16 protein-coding genes are annotated in these 20661 nt (G+C 60.5%); 6 read left to right on the top strand and 10 right to left on the bottom strand.

Annotated features, from left to right (window positions below; all coding sequences use genetic code 11):
• Positions 1–158 precede the first annotated feature (158 nt).
• From B7O88_RS11525 to B7O88_RS11505, 5 genes are all read right to left on the bottom strand, one after another.
• Positions 159–740 carry an NnrU family protein gene (locus B7O88_RS11525; RefSeq protein WP_088276092.1) on the bottom strand — a complete coding sequence of 194 codons (582 nt, stop codon included), beginning with the start codon at positions 738–740 and terminating at the stop codon, positions 159–161.
• Between the two features lie 62 nt (positions 741–802).
• Positions 803–1489 (bottom strand): META domain-containing protein, encoded by a 687-nt coding sequence (locus B7O88_RS11520; protein WP_088276090.1) that lies wholly within the window; start codon positions 1487–1489, stop codon positions 803–805.
• A 71-nt stretch (positions 1490–1560) separates the two neighbouring features.
• The gene (locus B7O88_RS11515; RefSeq protein ID WP_088276155.1) at positions 1561–2346 is read right to left on the bottom strand and encodes a PhzF family phenazine biosynthesis protein; all 786 of its coding nucleotides are present in this window, start codon (positions 2344–2346) and stop codon (positions 1561–1563) included.
• A 102-nt stretch (positions 2347–2448) separates the two neighbouring features.
• The gene (locus B7O88_RS18190; RefSeq protein WP_088276089.1) at positions 2449–3519 is read right to left on the bottom strand and encodes a DUF924 family protein; all 1071 of its coding nucleotides are present in this window, start codon (positions 3517–3519) and stop codon (positions 2449–2451) included.
• Between the two features lie 48 nt (positions 3520–3567).
• Entirely contained in the window at positions 3568–3993 is a 426-nt protein-coding gene (locus B7O88_RS11505; RefSeq protein WP_088276088.1) for a VOC family protein, read from the bottom strand.
• Positions 3994–4264: 271 nt separating this feature from the next.
• On the opposite strand from B7O88_RS11505, the gene B7O88_RS11500 reads away from it, so the two are divergent.
• Positions 4265–5617 carry a KamA family radical SAM protein gene (locus B7O88_RS11500; RefSeq protein ID WP_088276087.1) on the top strand — a complete coding sequence of 451 codons (1353 nt, stop codon included), beginning with the start codon at positions 4265–4267 and terminating at the stop codon, positions 5615–5617.
• A gap of 72 nt (positions 5618–5689) precedes the next feature.
• On the top strand, positions 5690–6085 hold the full coding sequence (locus B7O88_RS11495) for a YkgJ family cysteine cluster protein (protein ID WP_088276086.1): 396 nt from the start codon (positions 5690–5692) through the stop codon (positions 6083–6085).
• Between the two features lie 64 nt (positions 6086–6149).
• Here B7O88_RS11495 and B7O88_RS11490 read toward each other — a convergent pair whose 3' ends face one another.
• From B7O88_RS11490 to thiI, 5 genes are all read right to left on the bottom strand, one after another.
• A complete protein-coding gene (locus B7O88_RS11490; protein WP_088276085.1) occupies positions 6150–7064 on the bottom strand; it encodes an alpha/beta hydrolase family protein in 915 nt (304 codons plus the stop codon).
• Positions 7065–7340: 276 nt separating this feature from the next.
• Complete coding sequence (locus B7O88_RS11485; protein ID WP_088276084.1) at positions 7341–8399, bottom strand: HD domain-containing phosphohydrolase; 1059 nt, start codon at positions 8397–8399, stop codon at positions 7341–7343.
• Positions 8389–11259: a sensor histidine kinase gene (locus tag B7O88_RS11480; RefSeq protein WP_088276154.1), complete on the bottom strand. Its 2871-nt coding sequence runs from the start codon at positions 11257–11259 to the stop codon at positions 8389–8391. The genes B7O88_RS11485 and B7O88_RS11480 overlap by 11 nt, the downstream gene beginning before the upstream one ends.
• A 177-nt stretch (positions 11260–11436) precedes the next feature.
• Complete coding sequence (gene typA / locus B7O88_RS11475; protein ID WP_088276083.1) at positions 11437–13248, bottom strand: translational GTPase TypA; 1812 nt, start codon at positions 13246–13248, stop codon at positions 11437–11439.
• A gap of 278 nt (positions 13249–13526) precedes the next feature.
• Positions 13527–14981 (bottom strand): tRNA uracil 4-sulfurtransferase ThiI, encoded by a 1455-nt coding sequence (gene thiI, locus B7O88_RS11470; RefSeq protein WP_088276082.1) that lies wholly within the window; start codon positions 14979–14981, stop codon positions 13527–13529.
• Positions 14982–15292: 311 nt separating this feature from the next.
• Here thiI and glnA point away from each other — a divergent pair, with 311 nt between their 5' ends.
• The 4 genes from glnA (at position 15293) to ntrC (ending at position 20422) form a co-directional block, all read left to right on the top strand.
• On the top strand, positions 15293–16696 hold the full coding sequence (gene glnA, locus B7O88_RS11465) for a glutamate--ammonia ligase (RefSeq protein ID WP_088276081.1): 1404 nt from the start codon (positions 15293–15295) through the stop codon (positions 16694–16696).
• Positions 16697–16840: 144 nt separating this feature from the next.
• A complete protein-coding gene (locus B7O88_RS11460; protein ID WP_160003179.1) occupies positions 16841–17476 on the top strand; it encodes a DUF4124 domain-containing protein in 636 nt (211 codons plus the stop codon).
• Positions 17477–17776: 300 nt separating this feature from the next.
• Positions 17777–18856: a nitrogen regulation protein NR(II) gene (gene glnL, locus B7O88_RS11455; RefSeq protein ID WP_088276079.1), complete on the top strand. Its 1080-nt coding sequence runs from the start codon at positions 17777–17779 to the stop codon at positions 18854–18856.
• Positions 18857–18979: 123 nt separating this feature from the next.
• Positions 18980–20422 carry a nitrogen regulation protein NR(I) gene (gene ntrC, locus B7O88_RS11450; RefSeq protein WP_088276078.1) on the top strand — a complete coding sequence of 481 codons (1443 nt, stop codon included), beginning with the start codon at positions 18980–18982 and terminating at the stop codon, positions 20420–20422.
• Positions 20423–20661: the final 239 nt, after the last annotated feature.

Raw genomic sequence — 20661 nt, 5'->3', positions numbered from 1 at the left:
GGGGGGTTGGTCCGTGCAGTCTTCACGTCCTGCAACACCCCTGATGGTTCCGACGCCCTGAGTCCGGTGGGTCTGAAAAGGCCTTGTCTTGGCTCCAAAGACTCCCGACCAAACAACAAAAAACCCGCATCACTGCGGGTTTTTTATGTCTGCCGGGATCACACTCCCATCGGCTTGACCCCGATCCAGGCGCCATGCAGGTAGAAGGCAAAGGCCGCCCAGGCCACCAGCCCGACCACCACAACCACCGCGTCCATCACCGGCTTGCCCTTGCCGTAGCTGACACCGGCAGCGCGATCACGCTTGCGTGAGACCACAAACAGCGCGGTAGCCCAGGCCAGGAAGCCGCCGAACAGCAGCAGATCCGCCAACGTGCCGTTGGCAATCAGGTGCGCCAGCGCCCAGAACTTCACGCCCAGCAGCATCGGATGGCCAACCCGCGCCTTGATGCAGGAGCCGGGAACATAGGTCGCAGCGATGAGAATAAATGCGGGGATGGTCAGCAGCGCAGCCAGATGGCGCGTCCACACCGGCGCGATCCACAGCCAGGTGGGGCTCATGCGGGCCTGGCCGTAGCCGTAGATGATCAGTACAAAACCGATGATCGAGACCAGTGCGTAAATACCCTTCCAGGCCAATGGTCCCCTGGCGGCAATGAAGGACGCGCGTTTTTCAGCGGCAAACAGGCGGGCGGAGTGCATGCCCAGAAACAGAATCAGGCCCAGAATCAGCAGCAGCATCACGGTACTCCGTTGTTATGGTTTTGGTGAACCGGCCCGCTACCGGGCCGGACGCTGCCATCTTACTCCAGCCGAGCCTTGAGGGAACCGCCCTCATCACCCTCAAGGATCAGCGCACCGGTTTCATCCAGGGAAAAACGACTGATCTGCTCCAGCGTCTGCACAAAGCGGGTCTCCTGCTCGTTCAGCGCCGGCGCGCAGGCTCGCCGGGTGGTCGCCAACTGGCTCAGTTGCAGAGTGCGGCCATCAACCTGATAGGCACCGACATAATTGTTGCAACTGGCCCGCCCCGACACGCGACCGTCGTTGCCGAAGTTGAGCGTCACTCGTGAGCGGTCGATGATGCCCCCGCGATTGATGTCCTCAACTACCCATTCACCGGCCTGCAGCACCAGTGCACCGGCTGGCTCGCACTCGGGCAGGCTTTCACCGCGAATGGTCAGCAGGCCCTTGTCGCCCTTGTTCCAGAAACTGGTCGAACTGTCATCAGGCGCTTCGTACCGGGCACCCGAGGCAGTCACCACGCGCTCCAGCAGGAAGCGGCCCTGCATTGCTTCGATCAGCGCCTGCTCGCCGGTCAGGGTGACCCGGACCGGCGAACCGCCACACTGCAAAATCATCACACCGCGCTGCGGAATACCCTGCTCGGATGCGGCCACAGCCGGCTCCGTTGACTCAAGGTTGCTGCAGCCTGCCAGTAACGCTGCACTGATCAGCCCGGCTGCCAGGGCCGCCTTTGTTGTTGTCATCCTGCATCTCCGTGTTCATTTCAATGCTGCAAGCATAGCTGTCCGACTTTCCCGGCGGGGTTACCCGGGACTCAATCGGGCACATGAATACAGCCTTCGAGGTAGAGTACCGCGTAACCGCTGATACGGACCCGCTCCGCCTCCACCTTGCAATAGAGCACACCGCCACGGGCCGAAGCCTGCAGTGCTTTCAACTCGTTACGCCCAAGTCGCCCGGCCCAGTAGGGTGCCAGCCCGGCGTGAATCGAGCCGGTCACCATGTCTTCCAGGCCACCATTGGCCGGCCAGAAATAGCGGGAGACAAAGTCCACATCGTGCCCGGGCGCGGTGACCACCACATCGCGCGGTGCCAGTTGCCGGATCAGCTCCGGATCCTGCTCGACCGCTCGCACCTGGCCCTCATCGGCATAGACTGCAAACCACGCCTGGCGGCTAACCAGCACTGCATCCGGCCTGATCGACAAACCATCAAACAACAGCGCCGGCGGCTCGGCTACCGGCTCTGGTGCCAGCCGTGGCGCATCCATATGGATAAGGCCATCGTCTTCACGGCTGAGACTCAACTCACCGACCGCCGCGGCCCGAAAGCGCAGCACCGGAACGTCCGGGTTCAAGCGGAAGAGAACAAACGCGGCGGCCAGCGTAGCGTGGCCGCAGAAATCGATCTCGGCCAACGGAGAGAACCAGCGGATGGCATAACCGCCGTTGGCCTGCCTGACCACAAAAGCGGTTTCAGACAGGTTATTCTCGGCCGCAACTGCCTGCATCAGCTCGGCCGGCAGCCACTCGGCCAGCGGCACAACGGCGGCGTAATTGCCTCCAAACAGCATGTCGGTGAAGGCATCGACCTGGTAGATCGGCAGTTGCATGAGACGTCTCCGGTAAAAAAGGTTCAACTTACGCGATCCGGCACAGGTGCGTCCCGGCACAATTTGCTGCATTGCTGGCGATACAGTTGCCTAGAAGCTCGAGCCTTTGGTGCGCAGAAACGCCGCCTCTTCTGCCGTCGATGGCCGGCCAAGAATCGCATTACGGTGAGGGTAGCGACCGAAACGCTCGATGATCTCCCTGTGCCGCTGCTCGAAACGCAGATTGTCCTCCAGGCCCGGCGCACTGAACAGTTTCATCGCCTGTTCATGCATGCGCAGCGACTCGCTATGCATGAACGGCATGTACAAAAAGGCCCGCCACTTCACCGGCAACTGCTGGTCAGCACCTTCGGCAACCGCCTCCTGCGCCAGCACCAGCGCCATACCGTCACTGGCGAAGGCCCGCGGCGTATCGCGCCATATATTGCGCGAGAACTGGTCCAGCACGATGATCTCGGCCAGCCGCCCGAGCGCATTGGCCCGCCAGTTCATCAGCTCACCGCGCACCGCGCGTTCGTGGAGGTCGCCAAAGCGACTGCGAATCAAACCATCGAGCGCCGGATCCTTTTGCCACCACTGGGCCGGCCGCAACTCGCCAAACCAGAATTCGAGTACTTCATCCGCCGCCGACATTAACGTCTCCTGACTGATCACTTCAGAGGCCGGGCTGACTCCCGGCATCTGGATCAGATCAGTCACGCCCGGATCGGTTCCCGACTGCGATAACAGCGTGGTGAGCTGGCCTCGGTGGTGGGTCTGATGGTTGAAAAAGTGAGTCAATGCCAACCATAGTGGATAGCAGCGCGGCTGCGGATTGACCAGACTGGTATAGCGCAGCTCACTATCCAGGCTGGAAGGAGACAGACTGCCTACCCATTCGATTATCCGTTCGTCCATCACCTCCCGCGCGCTGCGCAGCTCGGTAAAGTCGGCGTACAGTTCTGCATCCAGCGCCGGAGCAGAGAAAGGCTGGCCGGTAAAGCGCCCCATCCACAGGTGGTCGGCCAGCAGTAGATGATTGAGAGTACCGTGAATGGAGCCGAAAAAGGCACCACGGGGGGCGCGCCGTTCGGCATCGTCCAGCGTGGCACAAAGCCTGTACAGCCGCTGGTTCATCCACCGGTTGTATTGGGCCAACATGGTGATCTGTGCGTAAAGCATGGAATCTCCTTGAATCGGGGTACGTCGGGCAGCCTGGCGCCTGTCACCTCATTCGCCAGGCTCGTGCAAATAACCTCGACACACCACCGCCAGCTTGTTGCCATCGGGATCGCGCACATAGGCGCTGTAGAAGTCAGGATTATAGTGCTCACGCAGCGCGGGCTCGCCGTCACTGCTGCCGCCGTTCGCCAGCGCAGCAGCGTGGAAGGCGCGTACCGATTTCCAATCGGGCGCCGCAAAGGCGACCATGACACCATTGCCGACAGATGCGGGCCGCCCATCAAAGGGTTCGCACAGCCAGAGCGCCAGTTCTCGGGCGCCCCGATTCTCGTAGTAGCCCCAGCCGGCCCAACCGTCCCAGTTGGATTCGCCCGGCGTGCGCACGCGCTCAATCCCCAGTGTGGCCATCAGCTCATCGTAAAACCGGACCGCCCGCGGCAGGTTGTTGGTACCCAGCGTGATATAGGTAAACATGCTCGTCTCTCCACGCGCACCCATGCTGCTCGACATAACCAAGGGCAACGCATCAGGTCATTTTTTAGACATCAATAGATCATTTCGCTATCATGCGCGCCTGCTGAATATTCAGCCCATCACTATGATCATTGCAACTTAGCCAATGATCGACGCGTTTTTTGCCGTTTAATCCAGTTTATCGGCTTACTTTCATGCTCGCGCACTGCCTGTCAGCAGTCAGCCCGATGCGACCTATTGCTTTTGACAAGAAAGATACAGACGATCCGCTATGCCAAAATCCAATCTTCTCGCCGTTACGTCGATCACACCTGATCACTTCGACATCAATCAGCTTAGCCACCAGCGCTTCAAGGTCTACACCGCCAAGCAACTCGACCAGATTCCGCAGCTACAGCAACTGAGCGCGGAACAACGCTTTGAAATGCAGGTGGTCGCCAGCGTCCTGCCGTTCCGGGTCAACCAGTACGTCATTGACGAGCTGATCGACTGGCAACAGGTACCGACTGACCCCATGTTTCAACTCACCTTCCCGCAGCGCGGCATGCTCAAGCCCGAGCACTACCAGCGGGTTGCCGATGCCATGCGCAACGAGCTTGGTGCCGCTGACCTGAAGGCACTGATCAGCGAGGTCCGCGCCGAGCTGAATCCCCATCCGGCAGGCCAGCTGGAACACAACATCCCCAAGCTGGATGGCGAGGTGGTGGAAGGCCTGCAGCACAAGTACCGCGAGACCGTGCTGTTCTTCCCCAGCTCCGGCCAGGTATGCCACAGCTACTGCACCTTCTGCTTTCGCTGGGCCCAGTTTGTCGGCGACAAGGATCTGAAGATTGCTGCCCGTGAGTCCAATCAGCTGCAGGACTACCTGCGCGCGCACCCAGAGGTAACCGACGTACTGGTCACCGGTGGCGACCCGATGGTGATGAAAACCCGTAACCTGCGCGCCTACCTCGAACCGCTGCTCAGCGACGAGTTCGCTCACGTTCGCACCATCCGCATCGGCACCAAGGCGCTGACATTCTGGCCCCAGCGCTTCGTCAGTGATGACGATGCCGAGGACCTGCTGGCCCTGTTTGCCGAAATCCAGGCCGCCGGCAAACACCTGGCGCTGATGGCGCACTACAACCACTGGAAGGAGCTGGAACCGGAAGTCGCACGCGAAGCGATCCGCCGGGTCCGCCAGACCGGCGCCCAGATTCGAGCCCAGGGTCCGCTGCTGGCGCATATCAACGATGACGCCAGCGTCTGGGCCCGCCTCTGGCAGACCCAGGTCGAGCTCGGCATCATCCCCTATTACATGTTCGTTGAGCGCGACACCGGGGCCCGCCATTACTTCGAAGTGCCGCTGGTCAAAGCCTGGGAGATTTACCGCGACGCCATGCAGCAGGTATCCGGCATCGCCCGCACCGCGCGCGGTCCTTCCATGAGCTCGCACCCTGGCAAGGTTGAGGTTCAGGGCGTCACCGAGATCAATGGCGAGAAGGTCATCGCACTGCGCATGATTCAGGGCCGCAACCCCGACTGGGTACAGCGCCCATTCTTTGCAAAATATGATGATCAGGCCACCTGGCTCAACCACCTGCAGCCCGCCTTCGGCGAAGAACGCTTCTTTTTCGACGAATAACACCACGACGCCCGGTGGTTCAGCACAGCGCCGGGCTCTTTTATACTGCGCGCCTCATTTCTGAGGCGCCACATGAAACCACAACTGATTCCCGCAGCCGACATTGATCGGCTCGATACCTGGCAGAAGTACCGCAAGGGCCTGTGCGACACCTGCAACGCCAGCTGCTGCACCCTGCCGGTCGAGGTTCGCCTGGACGACCTGATTCGCCTGGGACTGGTGGATGAATTCGAGCGCGGCGAGCCACTCAGCCGCATCGCCAAACGCTTGCAGAAGGAGGGTGTGGTCGGGCGCTTTCACCAGAAAAGTGGCATTTTCACGCTCAGCCGCATGAGCAATGACGACTGCCTGTTTCTCGATACCCGCAGCCGCCGCTGCACCGTCTACGACAAACGCCCCGCAACCTGCCGCAACCACCCGCAAATCGGTCCGCGGCCCGGTTTCTGCGCCTACCGCCCCAAACCCTGATAGCTGGACACAAAAAAGGCGCCGACCCAGCGAGGGGCCGACGCCTGCTCCTTGAACCCGGAACTTAGTACGGGCAGTTGCCGCGATAATCGGAGATCTGAGAGTCGGAAGTGTGGTTCGGTCCGCAGAGGAACTGCTTGTAGCGGCTGTCTTCATCCAGATGCAGTTTCATCCAGGACACCCCGAACCGGCTCAGCACATCGTTGTAGATGCTGCCGCCATTACCGCAGTAGTGGCTGCCACCATTGATTTCCACAAAGGCCTTGTCGATGCTGGAAGGCAGGGAATTGTAGAACGGTGAGGCATGCTGGAGGACCGGCGCGATCACATCCGACTCACAGGCAAAGATCAGAGTCGGTGCCTGCGAGCGGCTGGCGTAGTAGCTGGTTGTATCCCAGGGCGCCAGCGGAATGGCTGCCTTGATACGACCTTCACTGGCAACACGCAGGGTGCCGCCACCGCCCATCGACCAGCCAATGACGCCCAGACGATTGGTGTCGATCATGCCGCGAACCGGGCTGGAGCTGCGGCTGTTCTGGCTAACCAGATAATCCAGTGCGTTGTTGATCTGACGCGCACGGCTCGGCGGCTGATCAAAGCCGGTGTTGGTGTCAATGGTCATGACCACGAAACCATAGGACGCCAGTTTCGGGCCCCACCAGTCAATCGAAGACTCGGCAGAAACGAAGCCGGGAATTACAACGACCGCACCCATAGTGCCGGTTGTGCCTGTCGGATAGTAAATGGTGCCGCCGCCAAAGCCGCTGACCAGGCTGGAGACACGGCTGGAACGGACGCTGTACTGACCGCGATCGGCTTCGAGGAAGCTGACGGACGGATCCGGACCGCGCTGATAGGCGGAACCACCGCCCGAATCACCCGGATCGGTCGGTGCCGGGTTGTTGGCCAGGGCAGACATCGAGAACAGCAGCGCGCCAGCGCCACAGAGGGCAAGAACGCTTTTCTTGTTAAATGGCATGAGGTGTAGCCTCCATGAATCGTGCGTGGTTTTTGTTGTTGGTACATCACGATCCGGCCTGCGCCGTCTCGGACCTCGGGTTGCCTGAGCGCTACTCTAGCGCCGCTCCCGCCCAACACCAGCACCCATTCAGGTGACTCTGGGGCAAATCCACCCTTTCGGGCGATGGCCGCTCCGGCGGCGGCCAACTAGCATTCTGTCTGCAGAAAACGAATCCCGTTGCCCGCCGCCGGACCTCAGGTTGCCACCCCCGTCCCGCTGCTGCCCCAAACCCCGTCAGGGGTCGCGCAACGAATCCCTGATGCGCTCAATTTCATCAAACAGCCCGGCCATGATCTCCACGCCCCTGGGGTCAAAGTGCTTGCCGGACTGTTCAAGAATGAATGCCTGCGTTTTCTCTACGCTCCAGCCCTGCTTGTAGGGACGAGAACTGCGCAGGGCGTCATAGACGTCACACAGGGCGACAATACGCGCAGAGATGGGAATTTCCTCCCCCTTGAGTCCGGCAGGATATCCGCTGCCATCCCACTTTTCATGGTGATTGAGGGCAATCTCCGCCGCCAACTCCAGCAGCGATGAACGCCCACTGTCAGCCAAAATGGCGTGTCCGATGCGCGCATGCTGCTTCATGATGTCGAATTCTTCGGGCGTCAGCTTGCCCGGTTTGAGCAGAATGTGGTCCGGTATCCCGATCTTGCCGACATCGTGCATGGGTGCAGCCAGCCGTAGCAGCTCGACCCAGGTTTCCGGCGCACCAATTTGCCGGGCTATCAGCGCTGCCGTCTCGCCGATGCGCATGATGTGATTGCCGGTCTCGTTATCCTTGTAGTCAGCTGCCCGCGCCAGTGCCCGGATCACCGCCTGATAGCTGTCGCGCAGCCGAGCGGTGCGCTCCTGCACGCGCTCCTCCAGCGCCGCGCGCTCCTGCTCGAGCTGGCGGTGGGCATAACTCAGTTGCAGACAATTGCGCACCCGTAACAGCAACTCTGGCAGATCAACCGGCTTGGTCAGATAGTCGTTACCGCCGAGGTCAAGACCGCGGCGGCGACTGGCGGCGTCGCCAAGCGCGGTGACCAGAATCACTTGCTGAGCCGTACGGTCGCGCTCGCTCAGTGCCTGCAGAATGGCGAAACCGTCCGGCGCCGGCATGTCCAGATCCAGCAGCAACAGATCCCAGGGGTTTTGCTGCAGCCACTCGAGGCCGAGCGCCGAATCACTGAAACCATGCACCTGCCCCAATCCCATAGTCCGCAGACTTGATTCAAGCAGTCTCAGATTGGCCTGCACATCATCGATCACCACCACCCTGGCCTGCCGAAATACCTCATTGGGCATCGCCCGTCTCCCCCTTCGTCAACAGCGCACTCACCAGCGCGTCAAGCTCATTACTGTCCACCGGCTTGCGCACCAGGCCCTGACACTCGCTTATCAACTGGGTTACCAGTTCCGACCCGAGCGTATCGGCCAGCAGCAGCACCGGAGGTACAGGGGCCGGCAGCTGCTGCCGCAGGCGCCTGAGCATCGGCAATGTCGAGGCATCCAGTGCCGCGCTGTCAATCAGCAGCAGCGCGGGAACAGGCTGTCCACCAGCATGATCAAGCAGGGTCACCGCATTGCCGACCTGCAGCTGCGCCCGCTCCGACAGCGCCTGACGTATCTGCTCAATCAACTGCGAATCCGAACTGAGGCAATAAATTAGCGGCCTGTGCCTTGAGGGCAGCGGTTGCACCGAACTGAGCGGCAGCTCCACCCAGAATCGACTGCCTCTGCCCGGCTCACTGTCCACGCCAATCTCTCCGCCCATGGCACGGGTATATTCCCGGCAGATAGACAACCCGATTCCGGTACCCTGAATGGCCGTATTCTCGCGACCCAGGCGCTGGAACGGCTCAAACAGCAGCGCCTGATCCTCCGGTTTGATACCCATGCCGGTGTCTTCGACTACCAGCCGGAGGCGGCTACCAAGCACCTCACAGTAGAGCCGCACCGCCCCACCGGTACTGTTGTACTTCTTGGCATTCGATAGCAGATTGATCATCACCTGCCGCAGCCGCCGCGGATCAGCCATCACGGTCAACCCTTCAGGTGCAGGCGTTACCTCGAAGGACAACCCCTGCTCACTGATCGCAAGCCGGACCATCTCGACGCTTTCGCTCATGATCTGCCCCACATCGGTAGGCACCCGCTCGACCCGTCGCGCGTCCACCTGGATCGTCGACCAATCGAGAATGTCGCTGAGCAAGGTGTTGAGGTGCCGGCTGGCGAGCAGGATTTCCTCGACATGCTCCGAGGGCTGGCCCTTCTCCTGACTATCCAGTTCCATCAGCTGGGCAAAACCGAGAATCGCATTCAATGGCGTGCGCAGCTCGTGGCTCATGCTGGAGATAAAGCGGGCCTTGGCCAGGTTGGCCGCCTCCGCTTCGTGGGTAGCCGAGCGCAAGTCACTTTCGATGTGCTTGAGGTCGTCAATATCAACGTGGGTGCCGGCAACCAGCACGACCTGGCCGGTATCCGGATCACGCTCCAGTATCCGCCCGCGACTCAGCAGCCAGTGATACAGCCCCTGCTCGTCGGCAAAACGGAACTCGGCGGCGTAGTGGCCGCCACTGCGCAAGGCTAGCTGCTCTGCGTCCCGCACGCGGGTGCGATCATCCGGGTGAATACGCAGCTGGAACTGCTCGAATGGGATCAACCCCCGGGGCAAGCCGAAACGCTCGCAGAAGCGTCCGCGCAACTCGATCAGGTTTTCATTAACATGCCACTCCCAGATGCTCTCGGTGGTGCTGTCGAGTACCAGCTCAATACGCTGCTGGGCGTTACGATTGTGCTGTTGGCTCTGCTCCAGTTGCAGGCCTATCTCATGGGTATGCTGCGCCATGCCGTCCAGCTCGGCGATCTCCGAACGCACCGGAGCAGGCCGCCAGCGCTCGGCGCCAATGTCGGTCATCATCCGCGAGATGCCGTCGATCGGCGCCAGCAGCCGGGCCGTCAAACCCCGGGCCCGCACCCACAGAAAGGCAAAGAAGACAATGTAGAAGGCCACCAGCCCCGCGATCAGCCACATGCCAACGCGGCGATACTCTTCGGCCAACGAATTGGTCTGGGCAAACAGTGTCTCCTCGTCGACCACCGTCAGCAGCCGCCAGCCAGTCTGCTCAACCTGCTCCCAGCCGACCAGCAGTGCCCGGTCGTTCAGCTTCAACTGCTGAACACCCTGATCACGGGCTTGCAGCACCTCGGCCAGCCCGGCAGTTTCCGTACGTTGCGCCAGGTTGAAGTCAGCCGGCTTGAAAATCTCGCGGCGAATTGCCTCCTGGTAGGTGTGACTGGTCAGCTCCTGGAGGCCAAAATCCTGCTCTGCCTTCGGTGGCATGGCCATGATATTCATGTCCGAACTGATCAGCATGGCATAGCCATCCCAAGGCACCGGCAGACCATTGATCTCACTCAGGATACCGTCGACGGTTACATCAATACCCACCACACCCTCGAGAAAATCCCCGCGATAGACCGGCGCAATGGCCGACATCATCCAGCCCTGCCCGGCCGGATCGAGATAGACGTCGGTCCATACCACGCCGCGACTGGGATTGTGTTCGGCATCGGCCAAGTAGTAGAAATTGTAATCCGGGATGACCATGTCATGCGGATACTGCTCCGCCGTATGGAACCAGGGGTAGATATGATTGAGGCTGTCCCAGCTGTTGAAGTAGACGCTGGCAATCAGCGGGTTGCTGCGCTGCAGTTCGCGCATGACCGGATCCAGCGTCGTTAGCCGGCGAACCTTGTCCAGGTCCTGCCGCTCTGGCGCTGTTGCGCCCGAGTAGAAAACCGCAGCGCCGCCGGTATCCCGAGGACTGAACATCACGCCGCTGTCGGTGCGGTCGATCTCGACATCAGGTAGCGTCATGGGTTTTGCCAGCACCTCGGCTACCAGATTGCGATAGCCATCGGTCAGCGCGGCCAACTGCTCAAGACGACCGTTGATGACACGCGTCTCAAGCTGCGCGGCGCTGCTCAGCTCGGTCAGCGCCGCCTGGCGCAGGTAGGCAGTCTGCTCGTCACGAATGGCCGCGTTGCTGAACAGATAGATGGCAATCAGGGCCGCTTCAACCAGCACCAGCGGAATCAGCGCGCTGCGAACAAACGCGCGCCAGATCCAGCGCTGCAGCCCAACCCGATTAGTTTCAGCCATCATCCGCCCCCACGGCAGTAGGTTTCGTAAAAGTTGATATCACTATGATATCACTCTGAATTTTTTATTTTGCCTTTATAAGCTAGCCATTGGTCGGGCATTGCGCCAACCCCCGACCTTTGGACGCAAAAAAACCCGCGCCGGAATCCGGAGCGGGTTTTTTTACCAGCGGCAGCCTTAGTTCTTGCTGGCGCGCTTGCGGTCGGTTTCGCTGAGCAGCTTTTTGCGCAGACGAATGGACTTCGGCGTTACCTCAACCAGTTCGTCGTCATCGATGAACTCGAGCGCCTGCTCCAGGGTGAACTTGACCGGCGGCACCAGCTGGATGGTTTCATCCTTGCCGGAAGCACGCATGTTGTCGAGCTTCTTGCCCTTGGTCGGGTTGATGACCAGGTCGTTGTCACGGCTGTGAATACCGGCCAGCTGACCTTCATAGATCTCCTGACCCGGCTCCAGGAACAGCTTGCCGCGATCCTGCAGGGTTTCCAGCGAGTAGGTCAGCGCCTTGCCGGTTGCCATGGAGACCAGCACGCCGTTCTGACGGTGGCCCACGTCACCCTGCTTGATCGGCCCGTAGTGGCTGAAGGTGCTGGTGATGATGCCGGTACCCGAGGTCATGGTCAGGAAGCTGTTACGGAAGCCGATCAGGCCGCGTGCCGGAACAACATACTCCAGGCGAATACGGCCCTTGCCATCCGGAACCATGTTGCCCAGATCACCCTTGCGCAGGCCCATCTGCTCCATGATCGGACCCTGATGCTGCTCTTCAATATCGATGGTGACGTTCTCGTAGGGCTCCTGCTTTTCGCCATCCACTTCCTTGATGACGACCTCAGGGCGGGAGATCCCCAACTCAAAGCCTTCACGACGCATGGTTTCAATCAGCACCGACAGGTGCAGCTCGCCACGACCGGAGACCTTGAACTTGTCGGCGCTGTCGCCCTCTTCAACGCGCAGAGCCACGTTGTGCAGCAGTTCCTTTTCCAGACGCTCCTTGATGTTGCGGCTGGTGACAAACTTGCCTTCCTTGCCGGCGAACGGCGAGTCGTTGACCTGGAAGGTCATGCTCACGGTAGGCTCGTCGACGGTCAGTGCCGGCATGGCTTCGACGTTCTGCTGATCGCACAGGGTGTCGGAGATGAACAGCGGATCAAAACCGCTCACGCAGACGATGTCGCCAGCCTGCGCTTCTTCCACTTCAACGCGCTGCAGGCCGTGGTGACCCATGATCTTCAGGATACGGCCGTTGCGCTTCTTGCCCTGCGCATCGATAGAGGTGACCGGGGTGTTGGTCTTGACCTTACCGCGACGGATGCGGCCGATACCGATCACACCCAGGAAGCTGTTGTAGTCCAGTGCCGAGATCTGCATCTGGAACGGACCGTCAAGGTCAACGTCAGGAGACGGCACACGGTCAACGATGGTCTGGAACAGCGGGGTCAGATCCTCGGCCATCTCGTCCGGGTCCATACCGGCGATGCCGTTGATCGCGGAGGCGTAGACGAACGGGAAGTCCAGCTGCTCGTCGGTCGCACCCAGGCTGTCAAACAGGTCGAATACCTGATCGATTACCCAGTCAGGGCGAGCGCCCGGACGGTCAATCTTGTTTACCACAACGATCGGACGCAGACCGGCCTGGAAGGCCTTCTGGGTTACGAAGCGGGTTTGCGGCATCGGGCCGTCAACCGCATCAACCAGCAGCAGTACCGAATCAACCATGGACATTACGCGCTCAACCTCGCCACCGAAGTCGGCGTGGCCGGGGGTGTCGACGATGTTGATGTTGTAGCCGTTCCATTTGATGGCGGTGTTCTTCGCCAGAATGGTAATGCCGCGTTCCTTTTCCTGGTCGTTGGAATCCATGATCCGCTCGGAATCCAGTTCCTTACGATCCAGGGTACCGGATTGACGCAGCAGAGCGTCGACCAGCGTGGTTTTGCCGTGGTCAACGTGCGCGATGATGGCGATATTGCGGAGATTCTCGATCACTGTGGGCGTCCTGGGTGATCCGGCGACAGCCGGCATACTGAAAAAAAGAGGGAGGCATTATACAGATATGGGGGTTACGGTGTGTGTTTTTTGTGCAAGCGGGCGCGCGAGCTTCGAGCGGCAAGCCACAAGCCGCAAGCAAAACCGGCTCGCTCTTGACCTCTGAGAGCTTCTTGCAGCGTTGAAGCCAATAAGAGCCTGACAACCCTTGCCGGCCCTTCTTCCCGGCACGCCCTGTTTTGCTTGCGGCTTGCGGCTTGCGGCTTGCGGCTCAAGCGCTAGCGCTTCGGCCTGAGCACCCGCACATTCCCATACCCCTCATCCAGCAGATATTGGGCATGTAACTGACTCATCACCCCTTTCTCGCAATAGAGCAGATAGGCGCGCGAAGGGTCGAGCTCGGCAAAACGGCTGTTGAGGGTGTAGAACGGAATCGACAGCACCTCGATGCCATCCAGCTGCAATGGGCGCAGCTCCTGTTCGTCGGGGTGACGGATATCGATCACGACTTGCCCGGTCAGCGCCTGCTCGACAATCTCGACCGGAGAACCACCTTCAAGCATCTCGCCCAGCTCACTGCATTCGCTGTAAACCGCGCTTTCAATGGCCTGCGACAACACCTCGAAGTTGAACGATGCTTCGGCCGCTTCAACCCGCGCCACTGTGGTGCGAATGGCCGGGCTCACCGAAATAACACCGCAGTACTCAGGCATGCTGCTGGAAAACTCGAGCGTGCCGATGCGGCGGGCGACATCAATAATGTCCAGCTTGCTGGTGGTAATCAGCGGACGAATGACCAGCCGCTCGGCCGCCTTGTCGATAACGCTCAGATTCGGCAGCGTCTGGCTGGCCACCTGGGCAATGGCCTCACCGGTGACCAGCGCATCGATACCCAGACGGTAGGCCACACGGTCCGCCGCCCGCAGCATCATGCGCTTCAGCACTACACCCATTTGGCTGTTTTCAACGTTCTGCAGAATCTCGGCAACGACGCCCTCGAACGGAACACTGACAAAGCGCAGGCGATGACTGCTGGCGTAGCGCTCCCAGAGGTAATGGGCAACCTGGCGCACGCCCAGTTCATGGGCACTACCGCCCAGGTTAAAGAACACGAAATGCGGCAGAAGACCGCGCTGGAGCATCTGATAGCTCGCCACCGTGGAGTCGAACCCCCCGGAAAGCAGGCTGAGCACCGGCTCCATGGTGCCCAGCGGGAAGCCGCCCATGCCCTCATGACGCGCCTGGATCAGATATATTTTCTGATCACGAATCTCCACATGCACTTCCACTTCAGGATCTTTCAGCGACACGCCTGCCGCGCCACAGCGACTGTTAAGCGCGCTACCAACCTTGATCGCCACATCCTGCGAGCTGAAAGAATGAGTCCCCACCCGCTTGCAGCGCACCGCGAAGGTCTTGCCACGCAGCTGATCACCGACATTCGCCACGCAGAGGTCGACCAACTCATCCAGCGTACCCAGCGGGTACTCATGTACCTCCAGGCAGTGAGCAATGCCCGGCGTATTGCATAGCCGCTCAATGCAGCGCTGCTGCAGCGCCGCATCAGGCCCCAGATTGACTTCAAGACTATCCCAGTTCCCGTTGACTCGGGCCTGGGGGTCGACCGCCGACAACACCTTTTTCAGGTTGCCCTTCAATTGGGCGACAAAGCGTTTACGAACCTGGCGGCTCTTGATGGTGATTTCCGGGAAAAATTTGATGATCAGTTTCATGGGGCTGGCGTATCGTGCGCAAAGCGCTGCATTATACGCGCAGCAGGCGCTCGGCGCTCGGCTAACTGCCGCGCGCGACGTGCACCAAGTTAGGTCACTAATCGCGCCACCTGCACCAACAAGGTGCTCCAGAATGGTGCGAACCATCGGTTTATGGAGCAGAAGATGTCAAGAATGGGGCTTTCAGCCAATGCTCCGAAATGGCACACCTTTTGCTCGCTTGTAATGCAACCGAACGGCGGCCTGTCCGCTAGACGTTATATGAGGCGCCAGACCCGCTGTCTGGCAAACGATTCCTGTTGGAGGAAACCATGTCGAAAGCGATGCAACTGATCAACGAGCATGACGTGAAGTGGGTAGACCTGCGCTTCACCGATACCAAGGGCAAGCAGCAGCACGTCACCATGCCGGCACGTGATGTCAATGATGACTTCTTCGAAGACGGCAAGATGTTCGACGGCTCCTCGATTGCCGGCTGGAAAGGCATCGAAGCCTCCGACATGATCCTCATGCCCGATGACAGCACCGCCGTTCTGGACCCGTTCACCGAAGAGCCGACGCTGATCATCGTCTGCGACATCATCGAGCCCTCTACCATGCAGGGCTACGAGCGCGACCCGCGCGGTATCGCCAAGCGCGCCGAGGAATACCTGAAGTCCACCGGTATCGGTGACACTGTATTCGTTGGTCCGGAGCCGGAATTCTTCGTATTCGACGAAGTCAAATTCAAGTCCGACATCTCCGGCTCCATGTTCAAGATCTACTCCGAACAGGCTTCCTGGAACACCGACGCTGACTTCGAGACTGGCAACAAAGGCCACCGTCCGGGCGTCAAGGGCGGCTACTTCCCGGTTCCGCCGGTCGATCACGACCACGAAATCCGTACCGCCATGTGCAACGCACTGGAAGAAATGGGCCTGACCGTTGAAGTTCACCACCACGAAGTGGCAACTGCCGGTCAGAACGAAATCGGCGTGCTGTTCAACACCCTGGTGAAGAAGGCCGACGAAGTACAAACCCTGAAGTACTGCGTGCACAACGTTGCCGACGCGTTCGGCAAGACCGCTACCTTCATGCCGAAGCCGCTGTACGGCGACAACGGTTCCGGTATGCACGTTCACATGTCCATTTCCAAAGACGGCACCAACACCTTCGCTGGCGAAGGCTACTCCGGCCTGTCTGACACCGCCCTGTACTTCATCGGCGGCATCATCAAGCACGGCAAGGCGCTGAACGCGTTCACCAACCCGGCCACCAACTCCTACAAGCGTCTGGTTCCCGGCTTCGAAGCGCCGGTCATGCTGGCCTACTCCGCCCGCAACCGCTCTGCTTCCATCCGTATCCCGTACGTTTCCAGCCCGAAAGCACGCCGCATCGAAGCGCGCTTCCCGGACCCGGCAGCCAACCCCTACCTGTGCTTTGCTGCGCTGCTGATGGCTGGCCTGGATGGTATCCAGAACAAGATCCATCCTGGCGATGCAGCCGACAAGAACCTGTACGACCTGCCGCCGGAAGAGTCCGCACTGATCCCGCAGGTTTGCGGCAGCCTGAAGGAAGCGCTGGAGTCTCTGGACGCCGATCGCGAGTTCCTGACCAAAGGTGGCGTATTCACCGACGAGTTCATCGACGCTTACATGGAGCTCAAGAGCGCCGAAGAGATCAAGGTTCGCACCTTCGTTCACCCGCTGGAATACGACCTGTACTACAGCGTCTGATCCAGAGACAGGCAACTGTCACAGCAAAAAGGGGCGCCCGGTCGGGTGCCCCTTTTTTACGTCTGTCGCCAAGGCAGACCGGAGCAGTTGCCAGCCCTCCCGGACGGTGCCAGCATGGGGGCATGTCTCAAGGAGAGTACGACAATGCCGCGCACGCTTATCTTTGCCCTGTGCAGTGCCCTGATCTTCAGCCAGAGCGCCACCGCCGAGATCTATACTTGGACTGATGCCGAGGGCAATACCGTCTACTCGGACCAACCCTCACCCAATGCCAGACGCATTGAGGTCAGCGCCCCAAACGCAATGGAGCCGCCACGCCCCTCACCATCCTACAATCAGCCCGACGAGAGCAGCAGCAACTCGGCTGCCGCCCAGGGCCGTTACCGGCGACTGGAGATCACCAGCCCTGCGAACGACAGTGCCGTGCGCGCCAATGACGGCAACCTGATTCTCGGCATTGCCATTGATCCTCCCTTGCGCACCGGTGCACTGCTTCGCGCCCGGGTCGACGGCACCCTGTCAGCACAGGCGCTGCCGGGCTCGGGTCAGACCGAAGCCAGCCTGACCCTGCCGAACCTCGACCGGGGATCGCACCAGATTGAAGCCGTCATTACCAATACCAGCGGCGAGGAACTGAGCGCCAGCAGCCCCATTACCGTGCATGTGCAACGCACCTCGCTCAACCAGCCGGGGCGGATCAACTCACCGAATCAGGCGCCGCGGGCACCGGCAGCCCCAACAGCGCCCAACGTACCCAAGCCACCCGCCAGCACCCCCTGACCCTCCTTAGCGCGAATGACGAGCGCACCATTGCGGTGCATACTCGTCGTTAGCGACTCCAATTCGCGCACCGTTGCAATGCGCCTGGCTGACAACGCTTAACCCGACGAACGGCTAAAGCCTCTGTCAACGCCAGCCGGCGATAGCAAGAAAGCCAGCAAACACAGGGCCTGCGCATGCCCCCAAGCATGCCAGACGTAGGCCGACAAACAAATGGGCAAGCGATTGCCCGCTTCACCCCGAATACGCCCCGTATTGGTTCGCTTCTTGCATTTCTCTGCCCAAACGACGGATATAGCCATGCTGCCAGACCGATTTCTACGCCAGATTCTCGATAACCTGACCACAGCGGTACTGCTGCTGGACAGCGACCTGCGCCTGAGCTTCATGAACCCCGCGGCGGAAATGCTGCTCGCTGTCAGCGGGCAAAGGGTGTATCAGCAGCCCGTGCAGGACCTGTTCACCGACAGTGCAGCGGCACTGGACTCACTGCACAACGCAGTCGAGAACGGACACCCCTTCACCAAGCGCGAAGCACAACTGACCCTCAGCAACGGACAAAGCATGATGGCGGATTACTCGGTCACGCCGATCATAGCCGCCAATCGCAACTGGTTGCTGATGGAGCTGTACCCGCGTGATCGCCTGCTGCGTATCACCAAGGAAGAGGCACAGCTGTCCAAACAGGAAGTAACCAAAGTGCTGGTTCGCGGCCTGGCCCACGAGATCAAGAATCCGCTCGGCGGCATTCGCGGCGCCGCTCAGCTGCTGGCCCGGGAACTACCGGAAGACGGTCTCAAGGACTATACCGACGTCATCATTGAAGAGGCCGACCGCCTGCGTAATCTGGTCGACAGCATGCTTGGCCCGTACCGGCCACCGGCGCTGCGGCCGATCAACATTCACGAGATTACCGAGCGCGTCTGCAGTCTGATCGAGGCCGAAACCCAGGGCGCGCTGCATATCAAGCGCGACTACGATCCAAGTATTCCGGACGTGCAGGCCGACCGCGAGCAACTGATTCAGGCGCTGCTGAATATTGTCCGCAACGCCATGCAGGCACTCGCCGCCAACGGCCCGCTCGAACAGGGCCAGATCACCCTGCGCACCCGTACGCTGCGCCAGTTCACGATTGGCCAGACCCGTTACCGACTGGTGTGCCGGGTCGAAGTCATCGACAACGGCCCCGGCATCCCGGCCGATATTGCCGAAAGCATCTTCTACCCAATGGTCAGCGGTCGCGCCGAGGGCACCGGCCTCGGCCTGTCGATTACCCAGAACATCATCAGCCAGCATCAGGGGCTGATCGAGTGCGACAGCGTACCGGGAGAAACCACTTTCACCCTGTTTCTGCCACTGGAACAGGAGGGAGCCGACTGACATGACCAGCCGCCTCCGAAGAACAACGACAGCTGCCCCGCCGGCAGCTCGACCCTACGCATGCCTGCCTCTGCGCAATGCCTCAACTGCCTGCCGGCTGGACCGGACCTGGAGAACTGCTTTATGACCCGCTCACAGAATCGCGCCGAGAATGTCTGGATCGTTGACGACGATCGCTCCATCCGCTGGGTACTGGAGAAGGCATTGCAGCAGGAAGGCATGGATCCGGTCGCCTTCGATAGCGCAGACGCCGCACTGGCGCGCCTGCAGCGCCAACATCCGGATGTGCTGATCAGCGATATTCGCATGCCCGGCACCAGCGGGCTGGACCTGCTTGCCACCGTGCGCGAGCGCTACCCCAAGCTGCCGGTAATCATCATGACCGCCCATTCCGATCTGGACAGCGCCGTCGCCTCGTACCAGGGCGGCGCGTTCGAATACCTGCCCAAGCCGTTCGACGTGGACGAAGCCGTTGCCCTGGTCCGCCGCGCACTGGCCCACACCCATGAACAGGAGGCGCAGGAAGAGGAAATCCTGCAGACTCGCACGCCGGAAATCATCGGTGAAGCGCCAGCAATGCAGGAAGTCTTCCGCGCCATCGGCCGCCTGTCGCACTCCAACATCACCGTGCTGATCAACGGCGAATCCGGTACCGGCAAGGAGCTGGTCGCCCACGCCCTGCACCGACACAGCCCGCGTGCGCGCAACCCGTTTATTGCGCTGAACATGGCCGCGATTCCGAAGGATCTGATGGAGTCCGAGCTGTTCGGTCACGAGAAAGGCGCGTTCACCGGCGCCGCCGTGCAGCGCCGCGGCCGTTTTGAACAGGCCGACGGCGGTACGCTGTTCCTTGACGAGATCGGCGACATGCCCGCCGAGACCCAGACCCGCCTGCTGCGCGTGCTGGCTGACGGTGAGTTCTACCGGGTCGGGGGTCATACCCCGATCAAGGTCGACGTCCGCATCATTGCCGCCACCCACCAGAACCTCGAAGGCCTGGTGCAGGCCGGCAAATTCCGCGAGGACTTATTCCACCGCCTCAATGTCATCCGCATTCACATTCCCAAGCTGGCCGAACGCCGCGAGGACATCCCGGCGCTGGCACAGCACTTCCTCGCGCGCGCCGCACAGGAACTGGCCGTCGAACCGAAGACCCTCAAGCCGCAAACCCAGGACTATCTGCGCAACCTGCCGTGGCCCGGCAACGTGCGCCAGCTGGAAAATACCTGCCGCTGGATCACCGTGATGGCATCCAGCCGCGAAGTACTGATCGAAGACCTGCCCCCGGAACTGCTCACCCAGCACCAGGACAGTGCGCCGGACGGCCATTGGGAGCACGGATTGCGCACCTGGGCCGACCAGGAACTGGCCCGTGGCGTGACCAACCTGCTGGATATAGCCGTCCCGGCGTTCGAGCGCATCATGATCGAAACGGCCCTCAAGCACACCGCCGGCAGACGCCGCGATGCCGCGCAGTTACTGGGCTGGGGCCGAAATACCCTGACCCGCAAGATCAAGGAACTGGGCATGAATGTCGACGGTTCCGACGACGATGAAAGTGAATAACGTACACCCACGAGAAATTGGCACGCTTGATGCTAAATGACTAATGGGTGTATTTGGGGTGACCTCGGTTCAGGCAGGCTGGGGTCGCCTTTTTTTTGAGCTGCAAGCCGAAAGCTACAAGCTACAAGCAAACCCAAACCCAAACCCAAACCCTTCCAGCCTTCAGCCTTCAGCCTTCAGCCTTCAGCCTTCAGCCTTCAGCCTTCAGCCTTCAGCCTTCAGCCTTCAGCCTTCAGCCT

Origin of the sequence: Halopseudomonas aestusnigri, from assembly GCF_002197985.1 — a bacterium.
GTDB classification, from domain to species: Bacteria; Pseudomonadota; Gammaproteobacteria; order Pseudomonadales; family Pseudomonadaceae; genus Halopseudomonas; species Halopseudomonas aestusnigri.
The sequence above is the reverse complement of the archived record's forward strand: the minus strand, read 5'-3'. Positions and strand labels throughout refer to the sequence as shown.

What these genes read in the sequence shown, in the direction of transcription:
- B7O88_RS18190 (WP_088276089.1), bottom strand. Translation starts at nt 3,519, where the DNA reads ATGCTTTACGCACAGATCACCATGTTGGCCCAATACAACCGGTGGATG.
- thiI (WP_088276082.1), bottom strand. Translation starts at nt 14,981, where the DNA reads ATGAAACTGATCATCAAATTTTTCCCGGAAATCACCATCAAGAGCCGC.
- ntrC (WP_088276078.1), top strand. Translation starts at nt 18,980, where the DNA reads ATGACCCGCTCACAGAATCGCGCCGAGAATGTCTGGATCGTTGACGAC.
- glnA (WP_088276081.1), top strand. Translation starts at nt 15,293, where the DNA reads ATGTCGAAAGCGATGCAACTGATCAACGAGCATGACGTGAAGTGGGTA.
- B7O88_RS11490 (WP_088276085.1), bottom strand. Translation starts at nt 7,064, where the DNA reads ATGCCATTTAACAAGAAAAGCGTTCTTGCCCTCTGTGGCGCTGGCGCG.
- B7O88_RS11520 (WP_088276090.1), bottom strand. Translation starts at nt 1,489, where the DNA reads ATGACAACAACAAAGGCGGCCCTGGCAGCCGGGCTGATCAGTGCAGCG.
- B7O88_RS11485 (WP_088276084.1), bottom strand. Translation starts at nt 8,399, where the DNA reads ATGCCCAATGAGGTATTTCGGCAGGCCAGGGTGGTGGTGATCGATGAT.
- B7O88_RS11480 (WP_088276154.1), bottom strand. Translation starts at nt 11,259, where the DNA reads ATGGCTGAAACTAATCGGGTTGGGCTGCAGCGCTGGATCTGGCGCGCG.
- glnL (WP_088276079.1), top strand. Translation starts at nt 17,777, where the DNA reads ATGCTGCCAGACCGATTTCTACGCCAGATTCTCGATAACCTGACCACA.
- B7O88_RS11495 (WP_088276086.1), top strand. Translation starts at nt 5,690, where the DNA reads ATGAAACCACAACTGATTCCCGCAGCCGACATTGATCGGCTCGATACC.
- B7O88_RS11525 (WP_088276092.1), bottom strand. Translation starts at nt 740, where the DNA reads ATGCTGCTGCTGATTCTGGGCCTGATTCTGTTTCTGGGCATGCACTCC.
- B7O88_RS11500 (WP_088276087.1), top strand. Translation starts at nt 4,265, where the DNA reads ATGCCAAAATCCAATCTTCTCGCCGTTACGTCGATCACACCTGATCAC.
- B7O88_RS11505 (WP_088276088.1), bottom strand. Translation starts at nt 3,993, where the DNA reads ATGTTTACCTATATCACGCTGGGTACCAACAACCTGCCGCGGGCGGTC.
- B7O88_RS11460 (WP_160003179.1), top strand. Translation starts at nt 16,841, where the DNA reads ATGCCGCGCACGCTTATCTTTGCCCTGTGCAGTGCCCTGATCTTCAGC.